The organism is Anaerobutyricum hallii (assembly GCF_900209925.1).
GTDB lineage: Bacteria > Bacillota > Clostridia > Lachnospirales > Lachnospiraceae > Anaerobutyricum > Anaerobutyricum soehngenii.
The window spans coordinates 1,436,816-1,460,495 of record NZ_LT907978.1 but is presented as its reverse complement, the minus strand read 5'-3'; the positions used below and the strand labels follow the sequence as shown (position 1 = coordinate 1,460,495).

Annotated in this window: 23 protein-coding genes; all 23 read right to left on the bottom strand. The window is 36.9% G+C overall.

Going from position 1 to position 23,680, the window contains the following annotated elements; translation table 11 throughout:
• Positions 1 to 18 precede the first annotated feature (18 nt).
• Positions 19 to 921, bottom strand: a complete 903-nt coding sequence (locus tag EHLA_RS06675; protein ID WP_096239908.1) for an ABC transporter permease — start codon at positions 919 to 921, stop codon at positions 19 to 21.
• Positions 887 to 1,831: an ABC transporter ATP-binding protein gene (locus EHLA_RS06670; RefSeq protein WP_096239906.1), complete on the bottom strand. Its 945-nt coding sequence runs from the start codon at positions 1,829 to 1,831 to the stop codon at positions 887 to 889. Before EHLA_RS06670 ends, EHLA_RS06675 begins: the two co-directional genes overlap by 35 nt.
• 231 nt (positions 1,832 to 2,062) lie before the next feature.
• Positions 2,063 to 2,626 (bottom strand): GNAT family N-acetyltransferase, encoded by a 564-nt coding sequence (locus EHLA_RS06665; protein ID WP_330399933.1) that lies wholly within the window; start codon positions 2,624 to 2,626, stop codon positions 2,063 to 2,065.
• 386 nt (positions 2,627 to 3,012) lie between these two features.
• Positions 3,013 to 3,408: a hypothetical protein gene (locus tag EHLA_RS16580; protein ID WP_330399931.1), complete on the bottom strand. Its 396-nt coding sequence runs from the start codon at positions 3,406 to 3,408 to the stop codon at positions 3,013 to 3,015.
• A gap of 509 nt (positions 3,409 to 3,917) precedes the next feature.
• Positions 3,918 to 4,499 carry a PBECR4 domain-containing protein gene (locus EHLA_RS06655; RefSeq protein ID WP_096239904.1) on the bottom strand — a complete coding sequence of 194 codons (582 nt, stop codon included), beginning with the start codon at positions 4,497 to 4,499 and terminating at the stop codon, positions 3,918 to 3,920.
• Positions 4,500 to 4,902: 403 nt separating this feature from the next.
• Positions 4,903 to 5,838, bottom strand: coding sequence for a translation elongation factor Ts (tsf, locus tag EHLA_RS06650; RefSeq protein WP_096239902.1), 936 nt, complete (start codon positions 5,836 to 5,838; stop codon positions 4,903 to 4,905).
• Between the two features lie 105 nt (positions 5,839 to 5,943).
• Positions 5,944 to 6,675: a 30S ribosomal protein S2 gene (gene rpsB / locus EHLA_RS06645; protein WP_021907933.1), complete on the bottom strand. Its 732-nt coding sequence runs from the start codon at positions 6,673 to 6,675 to the stop codon at positions 5,944 to 5,946.
• Between the two features lie 153 nt (positions 6,676 to 6,828).
• Entirely contained in the window at positions 6,829 to 8,619 is a 1,791-nt protein-coding gene (locus tag EHLA_RS06640) for a GmrSD restriction endonuclease domain-containing protein (RefSeq protein WP_096239900.1), read from the bottom strand.
• A gap of 43 nt (positions 8,620 to 8,662) precedes the next feature.
• Positions 8,663 to 9,433, bottom strand: a complete 771-nt coding sequence (gene codY, locus EHLA_RS06635) for a GTP-sensing pleiotropic transcriptional regulator CodY (RefSeq protein ID WP_096239898.1) — start codon at positions 9,431 to 9,433, stop codon at positions 8,663 to 8,665.
• A gap of 315 nt (positions 9,434 to 9,748) precedes the next feature.
• Positions 9,749 to 11,824: a type I DNA topoisomerase gene (gene topA / locus EHLA_RS06630; protein WP_021907930.1), complete on the bottom strand. Its 2,076-nt coding sequence runs from the start codon at positions 11,822 to 11,824 to the stop codon at positions 9,749 to 9,751.
• A 129-nt stretch (positions 11,825 to 11,953) separates the two neighbouring features.
• Positions 11,954 to 13,075, bottom strand: coding sequence for a DNA-processing protein DprA (gene dprA / locus EHLA_RS06625; RefSeq protein WP_096239896.1), 1,122 nt, complete (start codon positions 13,073 to 13,075; stop codon positions 11,954 to 11,956).
• Positions 13,065 to 14,660, bottom strand: a complete 1,596-nt coding sequence (locus EHLA_RS06620) for a YifB family Mg chelatase-like AAA ATPase (RefSeq protein WP_096239894.1) — start codon at positions 14,658 to 14,660, stop codon at positions 13,065 to 13,067. Before EHLA_RS06620 ends, dprA begins: the two co-directional genes overlap by 11 nt.
• Positions 14,661 to 14,877: 217 nt before the next feature.
• On the bottom strand, positions 14,878 to 15,348 hold the full coding sequence (gene nrdR, locus EHLA_RS06615) for a transcriptional regulator NrdR (RefSeq protein ID WP_021907927.1): 471 nt from the start codon (positions 15,346 to 15,348) through the stop codon (positions 14,878 to 14,880).
• Between the two features lie 69 nt (positions 15,349 to 15,417).
• Positions 15,418 to 15,669 (bottom strand): YlmC/YmxH family sporulation protein, encoded by a 252-nt coding sequence (locus tag EHLA_RS06610; protein WP_021907926.1) that lies wholly within the window; start codon positions 15,667 to 15,669, stop codon positions 15,418 to 15,420.
• Positions 15,670 to 15,741: 72 nt separating this feature from the next.
• Positions 15,742 to 16,680, bottom strand: a complete 939-nt coding sequence (locus tag EHLA_RS06605) for an alpha/beta hydrolase (RefSeq protein WP_096239892.1) — start codon at positions 16,678 to 16,680, stop codon at positions 15,742 to 15,744.
• 179 nt (positions 16,681 to 16,859) lie between these two features.
• Positions 16,860 to 17,651 (bottom strand): RnfABCDGE type electron transport complex subunit B, encoded by a 792-nt coding sequence (locus EHLA_RS06600; RefSeq protein ID WP_021907924.1) that lies wholly within the window; start codon positions 17,649 to 17,651, stop codon positions 16,860 to 16,862.
• Between the two features lie 15 nt (positions 17,652 to 17,666).
• Positions 17,667 to 18,242 carry an electron transport complex subunit RsxA gene (gene rsxA, locus EHLA_RS06595; protein WP_021907923.1) on the bottom strand — a complete coding sequence of 192 codons (576 nt, stop codon included), beginning with the start codon at positions 18,240 to 18,242 and terminating at the stop codon, positions 17,667 to 17,669.
• Positions 18,243 to 18,256: 14 nt separating this feature from the next.
• Positions 18,257 to 19,015, bottom strand: a complete 759-nt coding sequence (gene rsxE, locus EHLA_RS06590) for an electron transport complex subunit RsxE (RefSeq protein ID WP_021907922.1) — start codon at positions 19,013 to 19,015, stop codon at positions 18,257 to 18,259.
• Between the two features lies 1 nt (position 19,016).
• Complete coding sequence (locus EHLA_RS06585) at positions 19,017 to 19,646, bottom strand: RnfABCDGE type electron transport complex subunit G (RefSeq protein WP_021907921.1); 630 nt, start codon at positions 19,644 to 19,646, stop codon at positions 19,017 to 19,019.
• Positions 19,646 to 20,599, bottom strand: a complete 954-nt coding sequence (locus EHLA_RS06580) for an RnfABCDGE type electron transport complex subunit D (protein WP_096239891.1) — start codon at positions 20,597 to 20,599, stop codon at positions 19,646 to 19,648. The genes EHLA_RS06585 and EHLA_RS06580 overlap by 1 nt, the downstream gene beginning before the upstream one ends.
• Positions 20,600 to 20,618: 19 nt before the next feature.
• Positions 20,619 to 21,932 carry an electron transport complex subunit RsxC gene (gene rsxC, locus EHLA_RS06575; protein WP_096239890.1) on the bottom strand — a complete coding sequence of 438 codons (1,314 nt, stop codon included), beginning with the start codon at positions 21,930 to 21,932 and terminating at the stop codon, positions 20,619 to 20,621.
• 326 nt (positions 21,933 to 22,258) lie between these two features.
• Entirely contained in the window at positions 22,259 to 22,666 is a 408-nt protein-coding gene (locus EHLA_RS06570) for a NusG domain II-containing protein (RefSeq protein WP_096239888.1), read from the bottom strand.
• Positions 22,638 to 23,660, bottom strand: coding sequence for a glycosyltransferase family 2 protein (locus tag EHLA_RS06565; protein WP_096239886.1), 1,023 nt, complete (start codon positions 23,658 to 23,660; stop codon positions 22,638 to 22,640). The genes EHLA_RS06570 and EHLA_RS06565 overlap by 29 nt, the downstream gene beginning before the upstream one ends.
• Between the last annotated feature and the right edge of the window lie 20 nt (positions 23,661 to 23,680).

Sequence of the window (23,680 nt, the reverse complement as noted above, 5' to 3'; positions counted from 1 at the left end):
CACTAAAAATAATATTTCCTATCGTCCGCCTTCACCTTCTGACAGCAATGTAATAAAATAATAAATAATTCCAAATACAGCTATACTTCCCATCATAATACCAATCATCTGATTTACACTTACCACATTTCCATGAAATACCGGATTACAATCAAGAGTTTCTCTTATCACTTCAATCATTTCACCCGGATAATGTTTTCTCTCCATCTCCCTGAATACTCCTTGAAGCATATGATTTTTAATCAATGAAGTGGCATATGTACTCGGAAGATAAGACAGCACCTTCTGAAGACCTGACCCAAAATTTGAAATTGGCATATAAGCACCACATATAAAACCATATCCTGCACTGACAATTGTACCTACAGCCGAAAGCTGTCCCTGTGTTGTCAACGGAAAGCTAATGATACTTGAAAGCGTACTTCCAAACAGGACGAGCAATATCATATCAAATAAAACCCATAATACGTCTGCTGCATTCATATACCATCCCATTTTAAATAAATATCCCAGGCATAATACAAATGCAAGTCCATTAACCATCAAAGAATTAGCTGCTGTTGAGAGGAAATATCCTAAATAGATTTCCCCACTGCTGACCGGTGAAACATTAAAATCCTTCCTTATTCCATTTGCCTTGTCCTGCACCATAGTCAGATTCACACAAAATGTTACAGTGATACAGCTCACTGCCATAAGTGATGCTGTCAGCTGTGCTGCTACAGTTCCATTAATGAGCTTATCCGAAATCGTGATCATATCCGGAATTGCAGCTGTAAAAGAATCTCTGAAAACCTTTGCAAGAAACGTAGCATACAGAACAATCAGAACAACGGGTGTGATCATTGATGTAAACAACATACCTTTATCTTTAAAAAACAGTTTCCTATTCCTGTTCATTAATGCCAATACTGTTCTCATCAGCGTTCACCTCCAATCTTTTCCCTGTGACTGCAAGAAATACATCATCCATACCGCCTTTTACTACTTCATAATCTGTGAATAAATCCTGATGCTCTACAATAAGCTTCGTAGCTTCCTTCGTATTTCTTACTTTTATCTGATATCCGTCACGAATTTTTTTATATTCTCTGTTCAATGACTTTATTTCATCTTCGGAAACACCATAAACAGACACGATATCCTGTACATAATCATTTTTAAGTTCAAACGGTGTACCTTCCGTTGCAATACTTCCTTTGTCAAGAATCATAACATATCCGGCATTAGCAGCCTCCTCCATATAATGGGTGGTTAAAAATACTGTCATATTTTCAGTTTTCTGAAGCTTCTCGATAACATTCCAGATTAACTGCCTCGTCTGCGGATCAAGCCCGGTAGTAGGCTCGTCAAGAATCAAAATTTCTGGTCTGTGCAATAATGCACGGGCAATATCAATCCTTCTTCTCTGACCTCCCGACAGCTTACCTACAGGTCTGTTTAAAAACTCGTCAAAATCCAAAATCTCGACCAGCTCCATTAATCTCTTATCAAAAGCCTTTCTTGTAATGCCGTACAAAGCAGCTCTGCTCATTAGGTTCTCTTTCACTGTAAGCGGTTTATCAAGTACGCTATCCTGAAATACAACACCAAGCATTCTTTTTGTCTGTGCACCGGCTTTGTCAGTTTCTATTCCGTTTACCAGAACAGTTCCACTGTCTTTTTTCAGCAGTCCACAGAGAATAGAAATGGTTGTACTTTTCCCTGCACCGTTTACTCCAAGAAATGCAAACAATTCTCCTTTTTTCACATGAAAGCTCAAATCATTTACCGCTTTTACTTCGCCAAATCTTTTATTCAGATGGCTGATTTTAATTATATCTGATTCCATATTTGCTCCTTATGTTTTCATTTTTCCTTAAATGCTGCAGCATACGTTGGATTTACCTTTTTTATTAGAATCCATATGTTAAAAAATAATATGAATGCAAAAAACTTACTGCACTCATATCTGCATGTGAAGTGGATATTCGCAATCCACTTCACTAAAATAATTGCCCCGGTAGTTTTTTCTTCTCTTTATAAGGAAACAACTTATCAAATTCTTCAGCTTTCTTTTCATCTACAAAATATCCTCTGGTGTCGCATACTCTCCTGTAATACCGTTTAAATATCCAGGAATCAGCTCTTTGCACAGAAAGAAAGATGCATCCTCCCCTTCTTCCAGTCCATGATAACGAATGTTAAATTCGCTTGCCGGTCTGAATCCACTTTTTCCATAAAAATCAATGTTTCCCTCAAAGCAGACTGCACCACAGCCAAGTTTCGCTGCCTTATCCAATGAATAATCAAGTAATGCTTTTCCATACCCCTGTCGTTTTAATTCTGGAGTAATGCAAATCGGTCCCATCGTCATAATTGGAATATTTCTTCCATCATCTGATTTAATAGTTGTTCTCATAAACATATTCTGACCGATTAGCTTACCCTCTTCACCATTTTCATTAAGAAACATCACAAAATCCAGTTCTGGAACAAATGCCGGATCATTTCGGAGCTGATGCAATACATAATGCTCAAGGCATCCTGGACGATACACATTCCAAAAACTTTCTCTTACTAGATTTTCTACTTTCTGATACTCTTCCTTTTTCTCTAAACGAATCATAATATTACTTTTTTCCATTTCTTTTATGTCCTCTCTTATTATAATATTTCCTCTTTCCTATTACCCATGCACATTTCCTCTAAATAAATAAACGACCGTTTACATTTATATAATAGTAAACGGTCGTTTATTTGTCAAGACTTTTCTTTTTGCTTATATTATCTCTTTTTATAAACCGCCACTTCTTTATTTTCTTAATAAATTACTCAATTTTTCTGAGTATATTTATTCAGCTACATAATTCCAAGCAACCCACTGTACTCAATTTTAGCATCATTGTTCTTATTCTGCAAAAACTCTCCCACTTTCTCTGCTTCCTTGGATTTTATATCATCCAAAACATGTGTATCCACCTTTCCATATAAGTATTGCATTTTGCAGGCAGTATAAAAATCCTTTCGATTTTACAAATGTCGCAGATTCACACGATATTCTCTTAAAGACGCTTCATCGGCATTGGAAATCTGGTATTCCAAATGCTTAATCAATTTTTTCTTGTCGGCTGGCAGATTGCCCCGAACCTGTATTAGATTGGATGCACCATCAGTCACAATTCTTGTGTTTATTGTAAGATTTTCAACAAGTGTCTTTAATTCAATAAGTTTTTCTATTTCACTTTCTTCTTTCCAGTTTCCCTTTTGAATCTCTTGATACAATTCAGATGTCTTATAAATCGTCAACATAGAAGATTCAATGATTTTAGGATTTAACTCTAAGTTCTGCCCATTGAAGCTGATCAAAACAATTCCTGTCATCGCAACAATAAATCCAATGAAAAATTGTATTTTCAGATTGTTCAAAATATTTCGCCATTTTATTTTTCCATAGAAAAAGACTCCGAAACTTTCATAACAACTAGAAAATAAAGTAATTATAAAACTTTCGGAGCCTCCACATATTCTGTATATAACAAACATTCCTATTTTTTAGCGTGCGTCAGGAAGTTTCTGTTCCTTTACAGCATTTCCGCTCACATAGTAAAATAGGCAGCTATTTCTTCTTAGCTGCCTACCCGCCAATGGAATATTTGGATTCGGGCATTACCCATGCCTTCCTACGGTCTATGATTAAATTAGCACATAAGAATTAAATCATCAACTGCCTTTTTCAAAAAAATCACAGATATATACTATTACTTTCTTTTTTTCTTAAAATCGGCTTATATATAGGAGCAAACATTCTTAGAACAAGTTTCGCAATGTCAGACAAAAATCCTCCTGGATTTTGTCCGCCTTGCAACTTGATGGGGATTACGACTCTACGTTCCACTCCAATCGATGCTAAACTATGTTTTCAGGACAGCCCCTTGCTATTTTACATCTTTTTTCAATCTGTCGTATAATATATGTTCTGACCCATCAATAAGATTTCTTTTTTTCTTATATAAGAGAGTCCATGAAGCTTGATTCTTTGTATAATCCATTTTCTCCTCTGGGAAAAAAGAACGACAAAAATAACTGTCATCTCTTGCATTAGATAAAAACAAAAATAAATTTTTTCCTTCCATATGATTTTTCATCAGATAATCCGCTTTTATCATAGAATAGACATTCGCCTTTTTATTATACTTAAAAACCGTATCATTACTATCAAGCATTTTCTCAAGCAGCGGAAGAAAATGCACTCTGTCTTGTATTTTATGATAGAAATCCGAAGACTCTATATTTTCCCTTTTTATAATACCGTTCTGAATTTCATCAAATATTTTTCCTCTATCACGTCTTAACTCTGGTCTATCCGTAAGATATTGTAATCCCATCAAATGAAAACAGTCCTTCTTATCAAACGTTATTATAAGTTTAACCGCAACATTTTTTCTTCCCAGAACAATTTCATACTCTGTTGATAAGAGAGGAATAAATGATGATACACAATCAACAACTGTTCTCATCTATATTTTCCGCAACTCCCTTTATTTCATAATAAAATTAAGAAAGGCCCTGCACTTGGCAGAGCCTCTCAGCATTTTCTTTTGGGAGCTTTTGCTCCCTAGCCAGATTGTGGTAAATGCTAAACCCTTATAAAGCTGGTAAGGCACTGCCCTCTGGCACAACACCTTACTTCAACGCTTGACAGACACTCATGTTGCCTGTTGTTACTATTATATTAACTTACCACCACGAATATGTCAACTGAATTTCAATAGTCATTTTTTCATTTTTACTTTCGTCATTTCCTTTTTCCATAGGAAAAGGCTCCGAAAACCTCATAATCACTAGAAAATATAGTGTTTATGAAGCTTTCAGAGCCTTTGTATATTCTGGTTTAATTTATAATATTAATATTTTAAGGAATTATTTACCAGCCATCTGAGCTGCCACTTCAGCTGCGAAGTCCTCTTCTTTCTTTTCGATTCCTTCTCCAGTTTCCATACGAACGAAACCTTTGATAGCAATTTTAGCATTGTTAGCCTTAGCTACTTCCTCAACATATTTGGATACAGACTGTTTTCCGTCTTCAGCTTTTACGTATACCTGATCCATTAAGCAGATTTCTTTTAATTCTTTGTTAAGACGTCCTTTAACCATACCTGTGATAATCTTATCGTTAGCATCTGGTTTTTCATTCTTAGCTGCTGCTGTAAGGATTTCTTCTTCTTTTGCAAGATAATCCTGATCAACTTCAGAACGATCTGTATACTTAGGATTTAAAGCTGCAACCTGCATACATACGTTTTTAGCCATCTCTTCGATTGCATCGTTTACAACATCTGTTACAACGTCTACTAAAACACCAATCTTTCCACCCATATGTGTATAAGAAGCTACAAATCCTGCATCTTCTTTTACCTGCTGGAATCTACGGATGTTCATGTTCTCTCCGATGATAGCGATCTGTCCTGCTAATGCTTCGTTTACAGTCTTAGTCTCATCGAATTTCCATGTTTCAGCTAAGAAAGCATCGATATCTGTTGTTTCTGTTTCCATTGCCTGTTCTGCAACCTGTGCAACATAAGCCTGGAACTTTTCGTTCTTTGCAACGAAGTCTGTTTCAGCATTAACTTCTACTGCAACAGCTTTCTTCTTGTCATCAGATACGATAACTTTAACAAGACCTTCTGCTGCAACACGTCCTGCTTTCTTTTCAGCAGTTGCAAGACCTTTTTCTCTTAAAAATTCAATTGCTTTATCAAAATCGCCTTCTGTAGCTGTAAGAGCTTTCTTACAATCCATCATTCCGGCACCTGTCATCTCACGTAACTCTTTTACCTGTTTTGCTGTAATAGCCATTTCGATTCCTCCAAATTCATCTCTTTTATGTGGTCATATAGATTTTGCACAAAAATGCCCCGGCCTGTACTAACGGTGCAGGCTGAGGCAATATTGCAAACAGAATTAAGCTTCTGCTTCTTCAGCAGCTTCTTCCTCTGCTACTTCTGCATCCTGTCCCTGATTTCCTTCGATTACAGCATCTGCCATCTTGGAAACGATTAATTTAACTGCACGAATAGCATCATCGTTACCTGGAATTACGTAATCTAATTCTTCAGGATCACAGTTTGTATCGCAGATACCAACTAAAGGAATACCAAGAGTTTCTGCTTCCTGAATACAGATTCTTTCTTTTCTAGGATCTACAACAAAGATCATATCAGGAATATCCTGCATCTCTTTAATACCACCTAAGTTCTTCTCTAATTTTTCCTGCTGTTTCTTCAGGTTAATTACTTCTTTCTTAGGAAGTACATCAAATGTTCCGTCTGCCTCCATAGCTTCGATTTTCTTTAACTGGGCAATACGGCTCTGAATTGTTTTGAAGTTTGTGAGCATACCACCTAACCATCTCTGGTTTACATAGTACATTCCACATCTCTCAGCTTCGTTCTTGATAGAATCCTGAGCCTGTTTTTTAGTACCAACGAAAAGAATCTTTCCACCGTTAGCAACACAGTCTCTAATAGCGTTGTACGCTTCGTCAACCTTACCTACAGACTTCTGTAAGTCGATAATGTAGATGCCATTACGCTCTGTGTAGATGTAAGGAGCCATTTTAGGGTTCCATCTTCTTGTCTGATGTCCAAAATGAACACCTGCTTCGAGTAACTGTTTCATTGAAATTACACTCATGTCAAATCTCCTTTTTGTTTGTTCTTCCGCTGCTTTCTTATTCCTCAGCCACCTTTCTTACAGGCACTTCGACCGACAGAATCCGGCAACGTGTTTTTTACTTAATTTACCGAACGAAGTATATCATATATTATAAGGTTTTGCAAGAAAAAATTATAATGTTTTATAAAAATCTCTGATTTCTGATGCCATCTGTCTGCGTCGATCGGCTAAGATCTGTATTACATCTGTTTCATTGGCAGTAAATATAGTTTCTGTGAGACCATTTTCTTTTAATGATGTACAAATCTTCTCTATGCCGATTGCTTTTTCCAGATCCACTTTATAATCTACAGGGGACTTTTTCCTAATAATATCTTTTGTTTCTTTAGAAATGTAAGTAAGATTGGCAACCTGTCCATAAATTTCCCTTGTTTTATATCCGCATTTTGCCAGATAAGCTTTCGGAAGAATCTGATAAGATTCTGTTTTATTTTTATAAAGTTCTTCAATTGTCACATCGCTGTAAAGAGAATGCACGCCTCTTGCACACTGTGTAGCCACATACGCAAGAAACGGTGCTGTACGTGCTGTTGTTGATGTAAACTTCTCCGGTAAAATATTGTTATAAAATTCATCTGTAAGTTTTAGTTCTTCAATCTGTGCTAAGTAGGAAGCAAAACCTTCTTCCTGTGCGTTGGCATAATCTTTTTGTACGGTACTCTCCCCACCACTTTGATAATGTCCGGTAATCATCGCCATCGTTATCCATTTTGAAAGAAGAGATTCTCTTTCTTTTTCTCCGATTCCCTGACGGTACATCAGAAGGTACATCGCATAGCAATAATTTAAAACGGATTGAGAATATAGTAAACGACTACAACTATATCCCGCTTTTTTTAATGCTTTCTGGAATCCCTGAAAGTTCTCTTCACATACAAACGCTTTTACTCCGGCACCAAGTTTTTCAAAAGCTTCTTCGGAAACTTTTTTTGAAATTTCTTTTTTAGAAAAGATTTTTTTCTCTCCATCTCTTCCTGATAAAAGATGTACCAGATCACCGATTCTTGTCTTACCCAAATAAGAAATTAGTACAACTTTTAAAACATCAGCGTAGGATGGAATATATAAACTTTGTTCTTCATTCTGGCACCAGGTCAGTGCTTTTCCATATTCTGAATTAAAAAATTCTGTCTCATTTTGCTGCAACACCTGATAAAAAGATGGTTCACGTAATAAATGGCAAAAATAGTCAATGCAATTCCTTATGTAATCACCGCCATACTGTTCATTGACAGAAATTTTAGACATAACGAAGTCTTCCTGATTCAAAGGCTTTCCCTGTAAATTAATACGAATAAATATTTCTGAAACAACATCAATATCTAAAAGGAATGATAATTCAATTACACCAACCTGATGTTTTACAATTTCTTTTAATGTATCTACAGATTCTTCTAATGGTGTAAAATCTTCATCTGGATTCGCCTCTTTATATTCTTTTTCAAACTGTCGGAAAGAAAAATCTCTTCTAAAGAATATCGAAATATCAGGAATCCATCTGCTATCTTCTTCATGCTTCGTATCACAGACGACAAATCGTTCTTCTCCTTTGTCGGCTAATGGATTAAATGCAATCCGGATCCGATGGGATTGATATTGCTCATCTAACACTTCTTTTCCAAGGAGTGCCGCCATTAAAGCTGTGACTCTCTGCTGTCCATCAATCAGTATTTTCTTTGTTCCGCCTTTTCCAAAGTTGCGTACACGAACCTGGGAATTCTGCCATACGATCAAATATCCTATAGGATATCCCTCATATAAAGAATCAATCAAAGCTCTTACTTCTTCTCCCTTCCATACAAATGGTCTTTGTATTTCCGGAATAGCAATTTGAGAATTTTCGACATATCCCAGGATACTGCTGACAGAATATTGTGTTATTTTATAATTATCCGCTCTCATTCTTTATCCTCCATCGTATATGCGAACATTATTTAAAATGCAATTAATGTTTCATCTTCTTTAATTCGTCAAAGACCACATCGTTAAGCACTTTAATATAAGTTCCTTTCATACCGGAAGAACGTGACTCAATAACACCGGCGCTTTCAAACTTTCGAAGTGCATTCACTATAACAGATCTGGTAATTCCCACTCTGTCAGCAATCTTGCTGGCAACAAGAATCCCTTCCGATCCATCTAATTCATCAAAAATATGTTGAATTGCTTCTAACTCTGAAAATGATAACGTGGAGATGGCAGACTTCACAATGGAAACCTTACGGGTTTCTTCTGCATTCTCCTCATTAACAGAACGCATCATTTCAAGGCCGACAACAGTTGTCCCATATTCAACAAGAATGATATCATCAATTTCATAATGATGTTCTTTTCTGTACATAAATACCGTTCCCAATCTTTCTCCTGCAATATCAATCGGAGTAATAATTGCCTGATAACGATCTGTTTCTGTATGTTCAAAACCAAGTGTTTCGAGGTTTACATTCTCTTTTGTAGAAAGTACACCTAATAAACGCTCATTAAGAAGTGTATCAACGTACCCGCCAACTTCGTTATTGATCAACTCATCAATCACTTCAATATCCTGACGATTCTTGATTCCAAGTACTTTACCTTTTCTACTGATTACCAGCACATTAGATAATAAAATATTACTCAAGACTTCACAGATATCATTAAATACTACTTTATGCGAATTATTATTGTGCAACAATTTATTTATTTTTCTTGTCTTATCAAGCAATTGAACACTCATAAATACCTCCATCCTAACTGTCAAAATTAACAGACAATTCTTTATCTTTGATAAGTTTAACATATCTTCCCGCCAATCTCAACGGTATTATCTAATATTTTTAGTACTTTTTTAAATTAATTTAGAAGTTTGTACAATTAAAATAATTTAATTCTATAAATCGGATATATGAAAATAAAAAAGTATAGCTTTATATCCATAAAGATAGCTGTTACAGTTAAAATACTTATCCTATTCTTCCTGCAGCAACAATCTTTACAGCTATAAACCTATACTCTTTCTAAAGTTCTCTTTTTTTATTCAAATGCAGATAAATTACTTTTCCTCTTCCTTGTCTGTAACATAACCACATTCTTTATCTGCGCATACAAGCTTCTTTCCTTTTTCTACCATATATCCGCCACATTCTTTACATCGAACAGCAGACGGTTTTTGCCAGCTCATAAAATCACATTCCGGATTATTGATACAACCGTAATACTTTCTGCCCTTCTTTGTCTTTTTGAGAACGATATCTTTTCCACACTTTGGACAGCTTACACCAATCTTCTCATAGTATGGTTTTGTATTACGACAATCCGGGAATCCCGGGCATGCAAGGAACTTTCCATGTGGACCGTATTTTACGACCATGTTCCTTCCACATTCTTCACAGACTTCTTCGGATACTTCATCTGCAATCTTTACTTCTTCTAATTCCTTTTCCGCTTTCTCAACTGCCTGTATCATATCAGGATAGAAGTTTTCCACGACGGTCTTCCACTTTACTTTTCCCTCTTCAACACTATCTAAAAGAGATTCCATATTTGCAGTAAAGTTTACATCGACAATTGTCGGGAACCCATCTTCCATCATATCATTCACCGCTTCACCAAGTTCTGTAATATAAAGATTTTTATTCTCTTTTACAATGTATCTTCGTGCCAGAAGTGTAGTAATTGTCGGTGCATACGTACTTGGACGGCCAATTCCTAATTCTTCTAATGTTTTTACAAGAGAAGCCTCTGTAAAATGTGCCGGCGGCTGTGTGAAATGCTGCTGAGGCTTTAATTCTGAAAGTGTGATTTCTGTATCTTTTGTAATCTTTTTCATGGCAGCATTCATTGTAGACTTTTCAGTATCGTAACTATATACCGTCATAAAACCGTCAAACTTTACTCGGGAAGCCGCAACATTAAAATGATATTCTCCTGCTTCAATCTTAACAGATGTCGTTTCGTATACCGCTTCTGCCATTCTGCTTGCCACAAATCTTGTCCAGATTAGCTGATAAAGACGGAATAGATCTCTTGGAAGCTGCTCTTTGATCATCGCCGGAGAAAGGCTGCTGTCCGTTGGACGAATCGCTTCGTGTGCATCCTGAATCTTTCCGGTCTTTGTTGTCTTTACTGACTTTTTATCCCCAACAAACTCTTCTCCGTACTGCTGTCCGATATACTCCCGACAGTTTGCATCTGCTTCTTCTGAAATACGTGTCGAATCTGTTCTTAAGTAAGTAATAAGACCAATACTTCCTTTTCCTTTTAAATTCACACCTTCATAGAGTTCCTGCGCAAGCCGCATTGTCTTTTGTGTAGACATATTCAAACGTTTTGATGCTTCCTGCTGTAATGTACTTGTTGTAAATGGAAGCGGTGGTTTCTTTCTTCTCTCTCCATTCTTTACAGAAAGTACTTCAAACTTTTCATTTTTCAGTTTGTTTACTAACTCTTCAACTTCTTTTTGAGAATGAAGTTCAACCTTTCCATTTTTATCTCCGGTAAAGTGTGCCTCCAGGGGTTTCTTTGCTCCAGGCACAAGAATATCGGCTGACAGACTCCAATATTCCTGCGAGATGAACTCATCAATCTCTTGTTCTCTGTCACAGATAATACGCAATGCAACGGATTGAACGCGACCTGCCGATAACCCTCTCTTAATCTTAGACCAGAGAATCGGACTGATCTTATATCCCACAATACGGTCTAATACTCTTCTTGCCTGCTGTGCATCTACAAGATTCATATCAATATCGCGGGAATTCTTAATAGATTTCTTTACGGCATCTTTTGTAATCTCATTAAATGTAATCCTACTGCATTTTTTATTCTCCAATTTTAATGCATGATATAAATGCCATGAAATCGCCTCTCCCTCACGGTCCGGGTCAGTTGCAAGATATACTTTGTCTGCTTTCTTTACTTCCTTACGAAGTTGAGCAAGAATATCTCCCTTCCCACGAATCGTAATATATTTCGGCTCAAAATCATTATCAACATCAATGCCCATCGTACTTTTTGGTAAATCTCTTACATGTCCGTTCGATGCGACAACTTTGTATGACTTCCCCAGAAATTTCTGAATTGTTTTAGCCTTGGCCGGCGATTCAACAATAACTAAATTTGCTGACATTCCCCAAAACACTCCTAACTTTTAAATATTATATTGCAATTTATTGTTTTTTATCACCAATAAATTTACTATTTCATAAAACAATTATACATCATACACTATTTCGTTTTGCCGCGCAAGCAGAAAAAATTAGATTTTCCTCAAGTATACATTTTGTTCTATTTGATAAATTATGTTTTTTAATTCAAATTTCATGAGAATATGTTGTAACTCAAAGGCAGAAAAATCGCTATTTTCCAAAAGATTTTCAAAAGTTACCGGTCGAACTTTATCTATGAGATTGAATATCTTTTCTTCATTTTTATTCTCACAAAAAAATTTTTGCAATTTAAAATTCTCACTTTCTTTTTTCTCCATATTCGGCCTTGTATTTCCTATTTTTTCCTCTTTCACTATAATTTCTGCGATATCTTCTGGGGAACGTACCAGAGTAGCCCCCTGACTAATCAAATAATTACAACCTTGACTGTAACGATCCGTAATTCTGCCTGGAAGTGCAAATATATCCTTTCCTTGTTCTAATCCCTGATCTGCGGTAATCAATGACCCACTTCTTTCTCCTGCTTCCACAACAAAAACTCCGTCAGCCATTCCGCTGATAATACGATTTCGCATAGGAAACATTCCTTTTTGTGAAGGAATTCCAACATTATATTCTGATATGATTCCTCCTGTTCTACAAACATTCTGATATAAGTTAAAATTCTCTCTCGGATAAATGCTATCAATTCCCCCACCCAGAATTCCTGCGGTATAACCACCTGCATCCAATGCACCTAAATGACTTGATGTATCTACTCCTGCCGCCATCCCACTGATAATCTGAATACCGTATCCAGTTAATTCAGAAGCAAATTCCCTCGCCATATTCCTTCCATATATAGTAGCTTTTCTTGCCCCTACCATCGCTAGAACAGGCTTTGAAAAATCAGGAAACCTTCCTTTATAATATAATAAATCTGGTGGCATATATAGTTGTTTTAATCGTTCCGCATACTCAGGAGATTCTCTGTGAATAAAAAAGATTCCCTCTTCCTGTAATCTTTGAACTTCTTTTTCTGATTTCTCCCGGTTTTTAGAAAACGGAAACCTTTCCCACTGTCTTTTTGTAAGAAATACTTTTATCTCAGAATCTGAAGCTTCATAAACATACCTTGGATGTGCAAAATACTCAAGAAGCTTCTTTCGTGTTTTCAGTCCTATCCCAGGAATATTAGCAAACCAATACCAATAAAAATCATTATCTTTCATTCAAATTCCCCTTTTCTTTCTGACGAAAATATAACGCTTCTTCCAAATGTCTGGCTCTTATATCCGGACTTTGTTCTAAATCCGCTATTGTTCTTGCAGTTTTTAAAATCTTAAAATAAGAACGTCCGGTAAGGGAAAAAGCAGAATATGCTTTCTTCATAAGTCTTTGTCCCTCTGCATCTAACTGGCAATACTGTTCTACTTCGCTTTTTGTCATGCGTCCGTTAAATATCGTAGAACTTTCCGCAAAGCGTTCCTTTTGTATTACCCATGCAGCGGAAACTCTTTTTTGAATAGAGGAAGAAGATTCTTCTTTAGAGGATGCGGTCAGTACATCATATCCAATCTCCTCACATCGTACAAATAAATCCATACGGTCAAGTATTGGTCCGCTGATTCTATTTTGATATCGGAGAATCTGCCTGCTTGTACAACGGCATTTATCCATGGGATAGTACCCACAAGGACATGCATTCGCCGCTATAATAAAAAGAAAATCCGCCGGAAATATTAAAGTTCTCTCTTGTCTGATAACTGAAATAGCATGATTCTCAAGAGGAATACGAAACATTTCTATTATCTCTCTTGCATATTCAGGAAATTCATCTAGAAAAAGGACTCCATGATGCGCTAGAGAAATCTCTCCCGGTTTTGGAACGATTCCTCCTCCAAACATTCCGGCTGCAGTAATTGCAAGGGACGGCGCACGAAACGGTCGTTTATTTATTAAGGTAAAACGTTCCTTTAAGAGTCCCTTTGCACTATAGATCATGGTCGTATCAATCATCTCTTCTTTTGTCATCTGTGGCATAATTCCTGATATACAGGATGCCAGCATCGTCTTCCCTACACCAGGTGGTCCGCCCAACATTAAATTATGATAACCGGCTGCTGCAATTTCCATCGCTCTTTTTGCCATGCTCTGTCCTTTCACTTCAGAAAAATCTGTTATCTGATTCCATTCCCCTAAATTCAGTGCAGCGTTATCTGTTATACTCTCATCTACACATACTATTCCTCTAATGTCAGCCTCTTTCTGCTGCGTAATCTCACCTGAATGTCTGTCTACTATATACCCATGGCGTAAGTAAGAATAGAGTTCTTCAAGACTTTGAAAGCTAACAACTTCCATCTGATCTACAAATGCTGCCTCCTCTATATTCTCTTTCGCAACGATACACCGATCTATTCCACTCTTTACAGCGGAAACAACGATTGGCAATACACCGGATATCGGTCGAATCTGTCCATTCAATGATAATTCTCCAATAAATAATGTATTCTTTACATATGTTTCCGGGATCAGATTCATTGCAAGAAGAATTGCTACTGCAACGGCAAGATCAAAAAAAGTCCCACACTTACGAAAATCTGCCGGCGCAAAATTAACTGATATTCTTTTCGGTGGCAATGCGATTCCTATATTATGAAGTGCTGTACGAACCCGTTCTTTTGATTCCTTTACTTCGTTTGATAAATATCCTGTCATATAAAAATTAGGAAGCCCATTACTAATATCTGCCTGTATCTGTACAATCTGCCCCTCTATCCCCTGTATCATTCCACTAAAAACTTCTGCTACCATTCCACTCTATCCTACTTTCTATTATTGTATATTCAGTAATATTTTGTAAATATAGGTTATTTATAGCATATTTTTTCCATATTTGCAATAATTTTTTTCATTTACAAAAGTATGGAATAAAGGCAGACTCCTAACATATCCTTGCGGAACTTTTTTTAAAACAAAAAACAGGTATCGAGAATACTTTCTCAAATACCTGTTCTGCTTATCAATGTTATTACTTCTGGATGTTCTCTCCACTATCTAACATCTTCTTTAACTCATTCATAAAAGTTCCTACATCCTTAAACTCACGATATACCGAAGCAAAACGTACATATGCTACCTGTTCGAGAGTCTTTAGATGCTCCATAACAACTTCTCCGATCTGTTTACTTTCAATCTCTTTATATTCTAAATTAAACAGTTCATTCTCAATCTGATTCACCATCTGTTCAATCTGTTCTACAGATATCGGCCTCTTATGGCAGGCACGTAAAATTCCGGACATAATCTTAGAACGATCGTAAGGTTCTCTTGTTTTATCTTTCTTTATCACTGTGAGAGGCATAATCTCTACTCGTTCGTATGTAGTAAATCGCTTTCCACATTCATCGCAAAGTCTTCGCCGTCGTATGGATGAATTATCATCTGCAGGTCTTGAATCGATTACACGGGTATTATCCAATCCACAAAATGGGCACTTCATATCTTATCCTCCAGTATTCTAGCTTTTATGATTTCATTTATTGTGCCGACTATTATAACAGAAAACCTATTATTTTACAAGACATTTCTTTTCATCGATATCGACAAGAATACTATCAACTCCCACTCGGATTACTGCTCCAACCGGAATCCGATATTCCGATTTCTTTCCAATACATCCGCAATATTTTCCACCCGTAGGCACATAAATATCTGTAACACAAAATCTGCATACATCAATTTCTAAATCTCCCACACAACCAAGGCGATGACCATTTTTACAGTTAATCACATCTTTATTTCCAAGTTCCCAAAAACGCATAAAAAAAGCCCTTTCTTTTATTTTATGAGGGCTTTTTTGAATAATTCTATTTTCATGACTTGAATGTTCTTTTTATATCTCATACTGTTCATTAAGATGCAGCTTCATCCACTGCAAAATATCTATATATACAGCTTCTTTCCTTACTTCATCACAAATATTATGCCGCATTCCTTTATAAAGCCGCATTTCCACTCGATGACAGCTATCTTCCAGATAGCGGTGTACTTCTTCAATCCCTTTTCCAAAGTTACCTATCGGATCTTCCTGTCCTCCAATCAGCATGATCGGAATCTCTATATTTACAGAGCGGTACCACTTTTTAGAAGAAACAAGTGCAAGCATTTTTAAGATATCTTCATAAGCTGCTACAGTAATCGGGACGTATTCTTCGTAAATTCTTGAACAGTTCTTTCGTTCTTTTTCATCTTCTACAAGCCACGAACAATTATCCCTCTCTCTTAGAAAATGATGGTTCAAACGCTTTTCTAAATCTTTTTGAAGATAAACACTTTTATGTTGTGCTCCCAGAATCCGCTTTAATATTGCGATAAATAAAAGCCTTCTGCGGCAATATTTCCGTCTTCCGCTAGTTCCAGATAAAATTACACCATTGATTCCCTTTTCATGAATACAATCCATTCGGACGATCAACGAACCCATGCCATGCCCATATATAAAATACGGAACATCCGGATATTCCTTTTTCATGTAATGTGTTAACTTTTTTGTATTTTTTATCAGATAAGCCCAACCATTCTTTTCACCAAAATATCCATAGTCTTCTTTCTTGGAAGAACGTCCATGTCCAATATGATCGCATCCACACACCATAATTCCATGATCAGTAAAAAAGCGGATAAAACTTTCATTCCGTTCTATACAATCTCCAAAATCATGCACGATCTGTATGATTGCTCTAAGATCTGTTTCTGGTTCGTAAATATAATAATGTATTCTGTTTATATGATCTGAACTCTGATAGGTTCCAGTAAATTTCTGATAAGCCATACGAAAGCCTCCTAGCTTGTCTGCTTCAACAGCAGATTTCTTTTCCAAACTACTATACAGGAAAAATGTGAAGAAAAAAAGATGATTTCTCTTGCATTTTCGTTAAGAGAAATCATCTTTTCTTTCGTTTTTATTAAATTTCTTACATTTTATCTAGACTATAGTCTGATCTATACGGACTAAAGAATAATCTTTGCAGGACATTTCTCTGCACACTTTCCACATCCTGTACATTTACTGTAATCAATTTTAGCAATATTATTTTCAACAGTAATTGCATCTGCTTCACAGACACGAGTACACATCTTACATCCGATACATCCTGCTGAACATACTTCTTTTACTGCTTTACCAAATTCTTTGGAACTGCACTGTACTTTGTGAGGAGCTGCATATGGAACAAGCTCAATTAAAGACTTCGGACAAGTTGCAACACATTTACCACAAGCAACACATTTTTCCTTATCCACTACTGCAACACCGTTAATTACATGAATGGCATCGAAGTCACAAACTTTCACACAGCTTCCAAAGCCTGTACATCCAAAACTGCAGGCTTTTGGTCCGCCACCAGGTACACTCATGGCAGAAACACAGTCTTCATTTCCTGAATATTTATATTTAGACTTTGCTTTATCACAGGTACCTGCACATTTTACAAATGCAACCTGTTTTTCACCTGCATCCGCTTCTACACCCATGATTGAAGCAATTTTATCTGCTACTGGCTGTCCGCCTACCGGACATGCACCCACCGGAGCGTCTCCGGCTGCAATTGCCTTAGCGAGGGCATCACATCCGGCAAAACCACAACCACCACAGTTGTTTCCCGGAAGGCACTCTCTTACAGCAACTTCTTTTTCGTCTACCGGCACTTTAAATTTCTCGGAAGCAATGCCCAGGAGAATGGAAATAACAAGTCCGGTTCCGCCGACAACTACTGCCGCAAGAATAATTCCACTTATACTCATTTTTATTCCTCCTAATTAAATGATTCCTGAAAAACCAAAGAATGCAATAGACATAAGTCCTGCTGTTACCATTACGATAGGCATTCCCTGCCAGGACTCTGGAATGTCGTTGTATTCCATTTTTTCACGAATTCCAGCCAGGATAACAATAGCAATTGTAAATCCGACAGAAATACCAAAACCATAAACTACAGACTGTAAAATATTATATCCATACTGTACAGAGTTTAAAGCTACACCAAGTACAGCACAGTTTGTTGTGATCAGAGGAAGATATACACCCAGAGATTCATACAAAGCTGGCATAGATTTCTTTAAAAACATCTCTACGAACTGTACAAGAGCTGCAATAACAAGGATAAAAACGATCGTCTGCAAATAAGTTAACCCAAGTGTTGCAAGAATAAATTTATAAATTAATGATGTCACTAAAGAAGCAATTGTGATAACAAAAATTACAGCTGCTCCCATTCCACCGGCAGTCTCTACCTTTTTGGATACTCCGAGGAAAGGACATAATCCTAAAAACTGGCTCAGTACAACGTTATTAACGATAGCTGCACTGATAATCAATAATATTAATTCTTTCATAATCCTTCCCCTTTCTATTTATTCTCTGCTTTCTCATCAGAAGCAGTTTTTGTTTCTTCTTTTTTATTGTCTACGGACATATCAAAGAAACTCTTACTTGAACAGCAGGTATTACCACAGGAAGAGCAGTCACCACATCCTGCAGGGATCTCTTCCATTTCGCCATTCTTTACTTTGCGGTTCATAATCTTGTTTCTTGCAGCTACTAAGCAGGCAAGTACAAAGAATGCACCAGGTGCAAGAATGAAAATAGTGATCGGTGTATAGAAAGATTCTGCCAAAACAGTTTTTCCAAAAATTGTTCCTGCACCAAGTAATTCACGAAATGCACCTAAAATAGTAAGGGACAGTGTAAATCCAAGACCCATTCCAAGACCATCAAAGAAGGAAGAAACAGGACCGTTTTTACTTGCATAAGACTCTGCACGTCCTAAGATAATACAGTTAACTACAATTAACGGAATATATACACCAAGAGCATCATTTAACGCTGGTACATATCCCTGTAAAAGGAACTGTACTACTGTAACTAAGGATGCAATAATTACAATGTATCCAGGAATACGAACTCTATCCGGAATAAAATTACGGAGAATAGAGATAATCATATTAGAAAACATTAATACTACTGTTGTGGAAAGTCCCATACCTGCACCGTTGATTGCGGATGTTGTTACCGCAAGTGTAGGACACATACCTAAAATAAGAACTAAAGTAGGGTTTTCTTTAATAATACCATTATAAAGTCTTTCTAAAGCGCTATTATTTTTCATCTTAGTTACCTCCTTCTAATGACTGGAAATAAGCAAGACAGCTATTCATAGCACCAGTAACTGCTTTACTTGTGATAGTCGCACCGGAAATGGCATCGATTTTCGCGTCATCACCGGAACCAGAACCGTCTTTTACAACGGAGAAAGATTCTACTTTCTTTCCTGCAAACTGTTTACCCCAGCTAGGATCATCCTTGGCTTTCATACCAAGACCTGCTGTCTCACTGATAGAGAGTACAGAATATCCACTTACCGTTCCATCAGACTGGATACCAACAGTAAGCTGGATGTCTCCACCATATCCCTTAGAGGTTGTAATATTGAAAATATAACCAAGTGCCTCCCCAGAAGCATCTACTGCTTCTACTGCGGAAGAAATAACATCACTGTCATGTCCTTCAATTGGATTCTCGTTTGCTGCAATAATCTTAGAAGCTGCTTCTTCGGAAAATCCATCAACTTCTTTAAAGTCACTTGCCTTTGGAAATACTGTTTTATAAGCTTCCATCTGTGCCTTTGCTTCCTGATCAGCAATCGGTCCCTTTGTGATTCCATATACTGCACCGAGAACAAGACCTGCAACGACGGTAATAATAACGAGTTTTAAAGCATCTTTTATTAAAGCGTTCATTATTTTTTACCTCCTTTTCCAAATGCGGTAGGAGTTGTAACTTTTTCAATTAATGGCACTAACAGGTTACAGAAGATGATCGCATAAGATACGCCCTCTGCAGAACCACCGAATAAACGGAAGATTCCTGTCAGAATACCAAGTAAGATACCAAATATAAGCTGTCCCTTTGGTGTAATAGGGGATGTAACATAGTCTGTTGCCATGAAAAATGCACCAAGCATTAATCCGCCACCACACAACTGCTCTGCGAGATATGTCATATCGAATCCCTGTCCGCCAAAAAGAAGAACAAAGATACCAAGTGTTACAATATAACATACAGGAATTCTCCAGCTTATGATTTTCTTTGCAATCAGATAAATTCCACCAAGAATTAATAAGATAGCAGAAGTCTCACCAATTGTACCAGCGGTATTACCAAGGAACATTGCCTTTAAGTTTACAGCTTCTCCTGCCTTTAAAGCTGCAAGAGGGGTAGCACTTGTTGTTGCATCAAAGCTTCCGCCAAATCCCTTATAAGAGAAATCTGTCATAATTCCCGCAAAAGAAATTAATAAGAAACAACGTGCTCCAAGTGCAGGGTTCATAAAGTTCTGACCCAGACCGCCAAAAAGCTGTTTTACAACAATAATCGCAAATAATCCACCGATAACCGGAATCCAGAATGGTACTTCCGGTGGAAGGTTTAATGCTAATAATAAACCGGTAAGTGCTGCACTGAAATCTTTAACAGTTACTTTCTGGTGCATACAACGCTGCCATACATATTCTGCAAGTACACAGACAGCAACACAGATTACTGTGTTGATAATTGCTTTTACTCCAAAATTCCAGAAACCAAATAAAGTAGCTGGAAGAAGAGCAATAATTACATCGAGCATAATGCTATGTGTAGAAGCCTTATCCCTTACATGAGGATTGGCTGACACGTTATAAAATTGTTCGTTCATTTTTTCACCTCTCCTTATGCTATTTCTTCTTTCTACGAAGAGCCATCGCTTCACGACGCCCTGTCTTCATAGACTGGGTTAATCTTCTCTTTGCCGGGCAGATGTAAGAACAGCATCCACATTCAACACATTCACATCCGTTCAGCTCGTCAAATAATGCAAAATCTCCATGATCCGCGATCTCTGAAAGCTTTGTAGGCATAAGACCTGCAGGACAAACAGAAATACAACGACCACAGCGAATACAGTTACTTGGTTCACATGCGGCAACTTCGTCTTTTGTAAAACATAAAAGAGAAGAGAACGTTTTTGCGCAAGGAACATCTAATGTAGATAAGGCCATACCCATCATAGGACCACCAGAAATCACTTTCTCTGGCTGAGACTTAAATCCACCGGCTGCTTCTACTAATTCTGCTGCATTTGTTCCATTTTTCACCTTGAAGTTACCAGGATTTTTAATGGCATCTCCCGTTACTGTTACCACTCTCTCGTAAAGAGGTTTTCCAAGGGTAATTGCCTCATGAATGGCAATTGCTGTTGCAACATTATCTACGATACATCCTGCATCTGCCGGAAGCATAGAGGAATTAATTGCACGACCTGTCACAGCATAAATTAAAGAACGCTCTGCACCCTGTGGATACTTTGTCTTTAATGCTGCTACTTCAATATGGCTTTCACTTTTACACATTTCTGTCAACTTAGCAATCGCTTCTGGCTTATTATCTTCAATACCGATAACACCTTTTGCTTTCGGGAATAAAGAAAGCATAATATTAAGACCAGAAATAAGCTGTTCAGGAATTTCCATCATACAACGATAATCTGCAGTGATGTATGGCTCACATTCTGCAGCATTAATAATGATCGTATCAATTTTGTCCGGTTCCTTTGGAGACAGCTTTACATGCGTAGGGAAACCGGCACCACCAAGTCCGACAATACCCGCTTCTTTTACTGCATTGATAATTGCTTCATTTGTTTTTTCTGTTACTGGTTGAAAAGAAACAGTTTCATACTCGCCATCATTCTCTACAACAACAGCGTTTACCTTATTACCGGAAACTGTCATTCTAGGTTCAATCTTCTTTACCGTTCCAGAAACAGAGCTATAGATGTTGGCAGAAACAAATCCTCCAGCCTCCGCGATTTTCTGACCGACTAATACTCTGTCACCTTTCTTTACACAGGCAACGGCAGGAGCACCAATGTGCTGACTTAAAGGGTATACCAGCTCTCCCTGTGGTAAATATTCAGTAATTGGTTTATCTTTACTTAACTCTTTACCATCATACGGATGAAGGCCACCTTTAAATGTTAGTAGTCCCATTTTTTTACCTTCTTTCTAAAATTTTTTAAATCAAATAGTTCATGCACAATATCGTAAGTTTTCGCATAGATTCTTACAAAAGCATTTCAAATTTGATATAAAATTCATTCTATATAATATAAGAAAAAAATGACAAAATCAAGAATCGTCATCTTTTTAACGATTGGTAACTTTGTCATTTTCCTTAATATACACAAACAAAATTCGCTTTTATCCGATTGTTCGAGTATTATTTTGTGTAGTTTTACAATACTGTATTTGAAATAGAACAATATTGTATCCAACATACTATATTATTGTTAAATAATAAATTATATCAATTTAAATTACTTGCTGATAATATCTATCTGATTCTCTTTCTGCGTTCCATCCTGATCAACCACTTCAATAACAACTTTATGAGGCAGACAAACAATGGTCTCACCCTTTTTACTGATTGCGGCATGATTTACACAAATCTTATCAGGACAGTCGGCTTTTATCATACTGACCTTTCCATTCTTTATCTCAAGAATATTCTCCCAGTCATCTTCTTCAATACGAATCGTCTGATTTTTATTTAAAGAATAGCTTCCAAATTCTTTATTATTCACACGAACCTTTACCAAGGCTCCACTCTTACCATGTAGCTGCATAAAAGAAAATGTTCCCAGCCCGATGATTAGAAAGAATAATATCAGAAAAATATCATTCTTATAAGACTTTTTAGTTAAATCCGATCCATTTCTGAGCAATCTTATATCCTCCCATCGTGAGCTTATGACTCAGCTTATTGTGGGACTTAGAAATCTTTCCAAGAACCGAACTTTTCAATGCCTTATAGCCTTCTGGAGATTTTTCTTCCAGATAATGCCACAAATCATCTCTCATCTTCTCTGATTCCGGTGTATTCATCTTCATCAAAAGTACAGATGTCACCATCTGAATCGTTTCAAGATAATGGAGCATATACTCTTTAAGCTGCGGGCAGGAAAATGTACTTTCATGCTTCGCATAAAGATCAATCATAATCTCATTCACCCGAATCTGCTGATCGATTCTTGAAATCATGACCGTTTCATTAACAGACTGGTCATCGCGTCCAATAAAATATCGATAAAAATCCACATCAAGATAATACATCTTCTTTACGTATGGCAATGGCCAGTACACAAAAATATTATCTACATAAAATGTATGTTTTGGTAATTCAAAATGAAAACTTCTCAGCAGCTCTGTACGGTAAATTACCGAATGCATCAAAATATTCTGACTGGCATGGAAATGTCCAATCTCATCCCATCCAAAATAACGATTCTCCGGCAGGATAGAATGATACTGAATCACTTTTTTATGCTTCGCTCCTACCTTTTCATATACATAATTAGAAAGAAGCATATCTAGCGGTTCTTCTTCCTTTATCGCCTCTTTTAAAAAGGCAAGTATCTTCTGATAAGATTCCGCATCTACCCAGTCATCACTATCTACTACTTTATAAAAGAAACCGGTCGCGTTACGGAGCCCAGCATTCACTGCCTCTCCATGACCACCGTTTTCCTGATGAATCGCACGTACAATACCAGGATATTTCTCCTGGTATTCATCCGCGATCGCAGGAGTATCATCTTTTGAACCATCATCAACAATCAATATTTCCACATCTTCTCCACCAGGAAGAAGACTTTCAATACAGTTTCGCATATAATCCATAGAATTGTAACTCGGAATTGCAATTGTCAGGATCTTCATGAATTACCTCCTTTGGTATC

Excerpts from the sequence above, each read along its gene's own strand:
- EHLA_RS06675 (WP_096239908.1), bottom strand. The coding sequence starts at position 921 with ATGAGAACAGTATTGGCATTAATGAACAGGAATAGGAAACTGTTTTTT.
- EHLA_RS06670 (WP_096239906.1), bottom strand. The coding sequence starts at position 1,831 with ATGGAATCAGATATAATTAAAATCAGCCATCTGAATAAAAGATTTGGC.
- EHLA_RS06665 (WP_330399933.1), bottom strand. The coding sequence starts at position 2,626 with ATGGAAAAAAGTAATATTATGATTCGTTTAGAGAAAAAGGAAGAGTAT.
- EHLA_RS06655 (WP_096239904.1), bottom strand. The coding sequence starts at position 4,499 with ATGAGAACAGTTGTTGATTGTGTATCATCATTTATTCCTCTCTTATCA.
- tsf (WP_096239902.1), bottom strand. The coding sequence starts at position 5,838 with ATGGCTATTACAGCAAAACAGGTAAAAGAGTTACGTGAGATGACAGGT.
- rpsB (WP_021907933.1), bottom strand. The coding sequence starts at position 6,675 with ATGAGTGTAATTTCAATGAAACAGTTACTCGAAGCAGGTGTTCATTTT.
- EHLA_RS06640 (WP_096239900.1), bottom strand. The coding sequence starts at position 8,619 with ATGAGAGCGGATAATTATAAAATAACACAATATTCTGTCAGCAGTATC.
- codY (WP_096239898.1), bottom strand. The coding sequence starts at position 9,433 with ATGAGTGTTCAATTGCTTGATAAGACAAGAAAAATAAATAAATTGTTG.
- topA (WP_021907930.1), bottom strand. The coding sequence starts at position 11,824 with ATGTCAGCAAATTTAGTTATTGTTGAATCGCCGGCCAAGGCTAAAACA.
- dprA (WP_096239896.1), bottom strand. The coding sequence starts at position 13,075 with ATGAAAGATAATGATTTTTATTGGTATTGGTTTGCTAATATTCCTGGG.
- EHLA_RS06620 (WP_096239894.1), bottom strand. The coding sequence starts at position 14,660 with ATGGTAGCAGAAGTTTTTAGTGGAATGATACAGGGGATAGAGGGGCAG.
- nrdR (WP_021907927.1), bottom strand. The coding sequence starts at position 15,348 with ATGAAGTGCCCATTTTGTGGATTGGATAATACCCGTGTAATCGATTCA.
- EHLA_RS06610 (WP_021907926.1), bottom strand. The coding sequence starts at position 15,669 with ATGCGTTTTTGGGAACTTGGAAATAAAGATGTGATTAACTGTAAAAAT.
- EHLA_RS06605 (WP_096239892.1), bottom strand. The coding sequence starts at position 16,680 with ATGGCTTATCAGAAATTTACTGGAACCTATCAGAGTTCAGATCATATA.
- EHLA_RS06600 (WP_021907924.1), bottom strand. The coding sequence starts at position 17,651 with ATGAGTATAAGTGGAATTATTCTTGCGGCAGTAGTTGTCGGCGGAACC.
- rsxA (WP_021907923.1), bottom strand. The coding sequence starts at position 18,242 with ATGAAAGAATTAATATTATTGATTATCAGTGCAGCTATCGTTAATAAC.
- rsxE (WP_021907922.1), bottom strand. The coding sequence starts at position 19,015 with ATGAAAAATAATAGCGCTTTAGAAAGACTTTATAATGGTATTATTAAA.
- EHLA_RS06585 (WP_021907921.1), bottom strand. The coding sequence starts at position 19,646 with ATGAACGCTTTAATAAAAGATGCTTTAAAACTCGTTATTATTACCGTC.
- EHLA_RS06580 (WP_096239891.1), bottom strand. The coding sequence starts at position 20,599 with ATGAACGAACAATTTTATAACGTGTCAGCCAATCCTCATGTAAGGGAT.
- rsxC (WP_096239890.1), bottom strand. The coding sequence starts at position 21,932 with ATGGGACTACTAACATTTAAAGGTGGCCTTCATCCGTATGATGGTAAA.
- EHLA_RS06565 (WP_096239886.1), bottom strand. The coding sequence starts at position 23,660 with ATGAAGATCCTGACAATTGCAATTCCGAGTTACAATTCTATGGATTAT.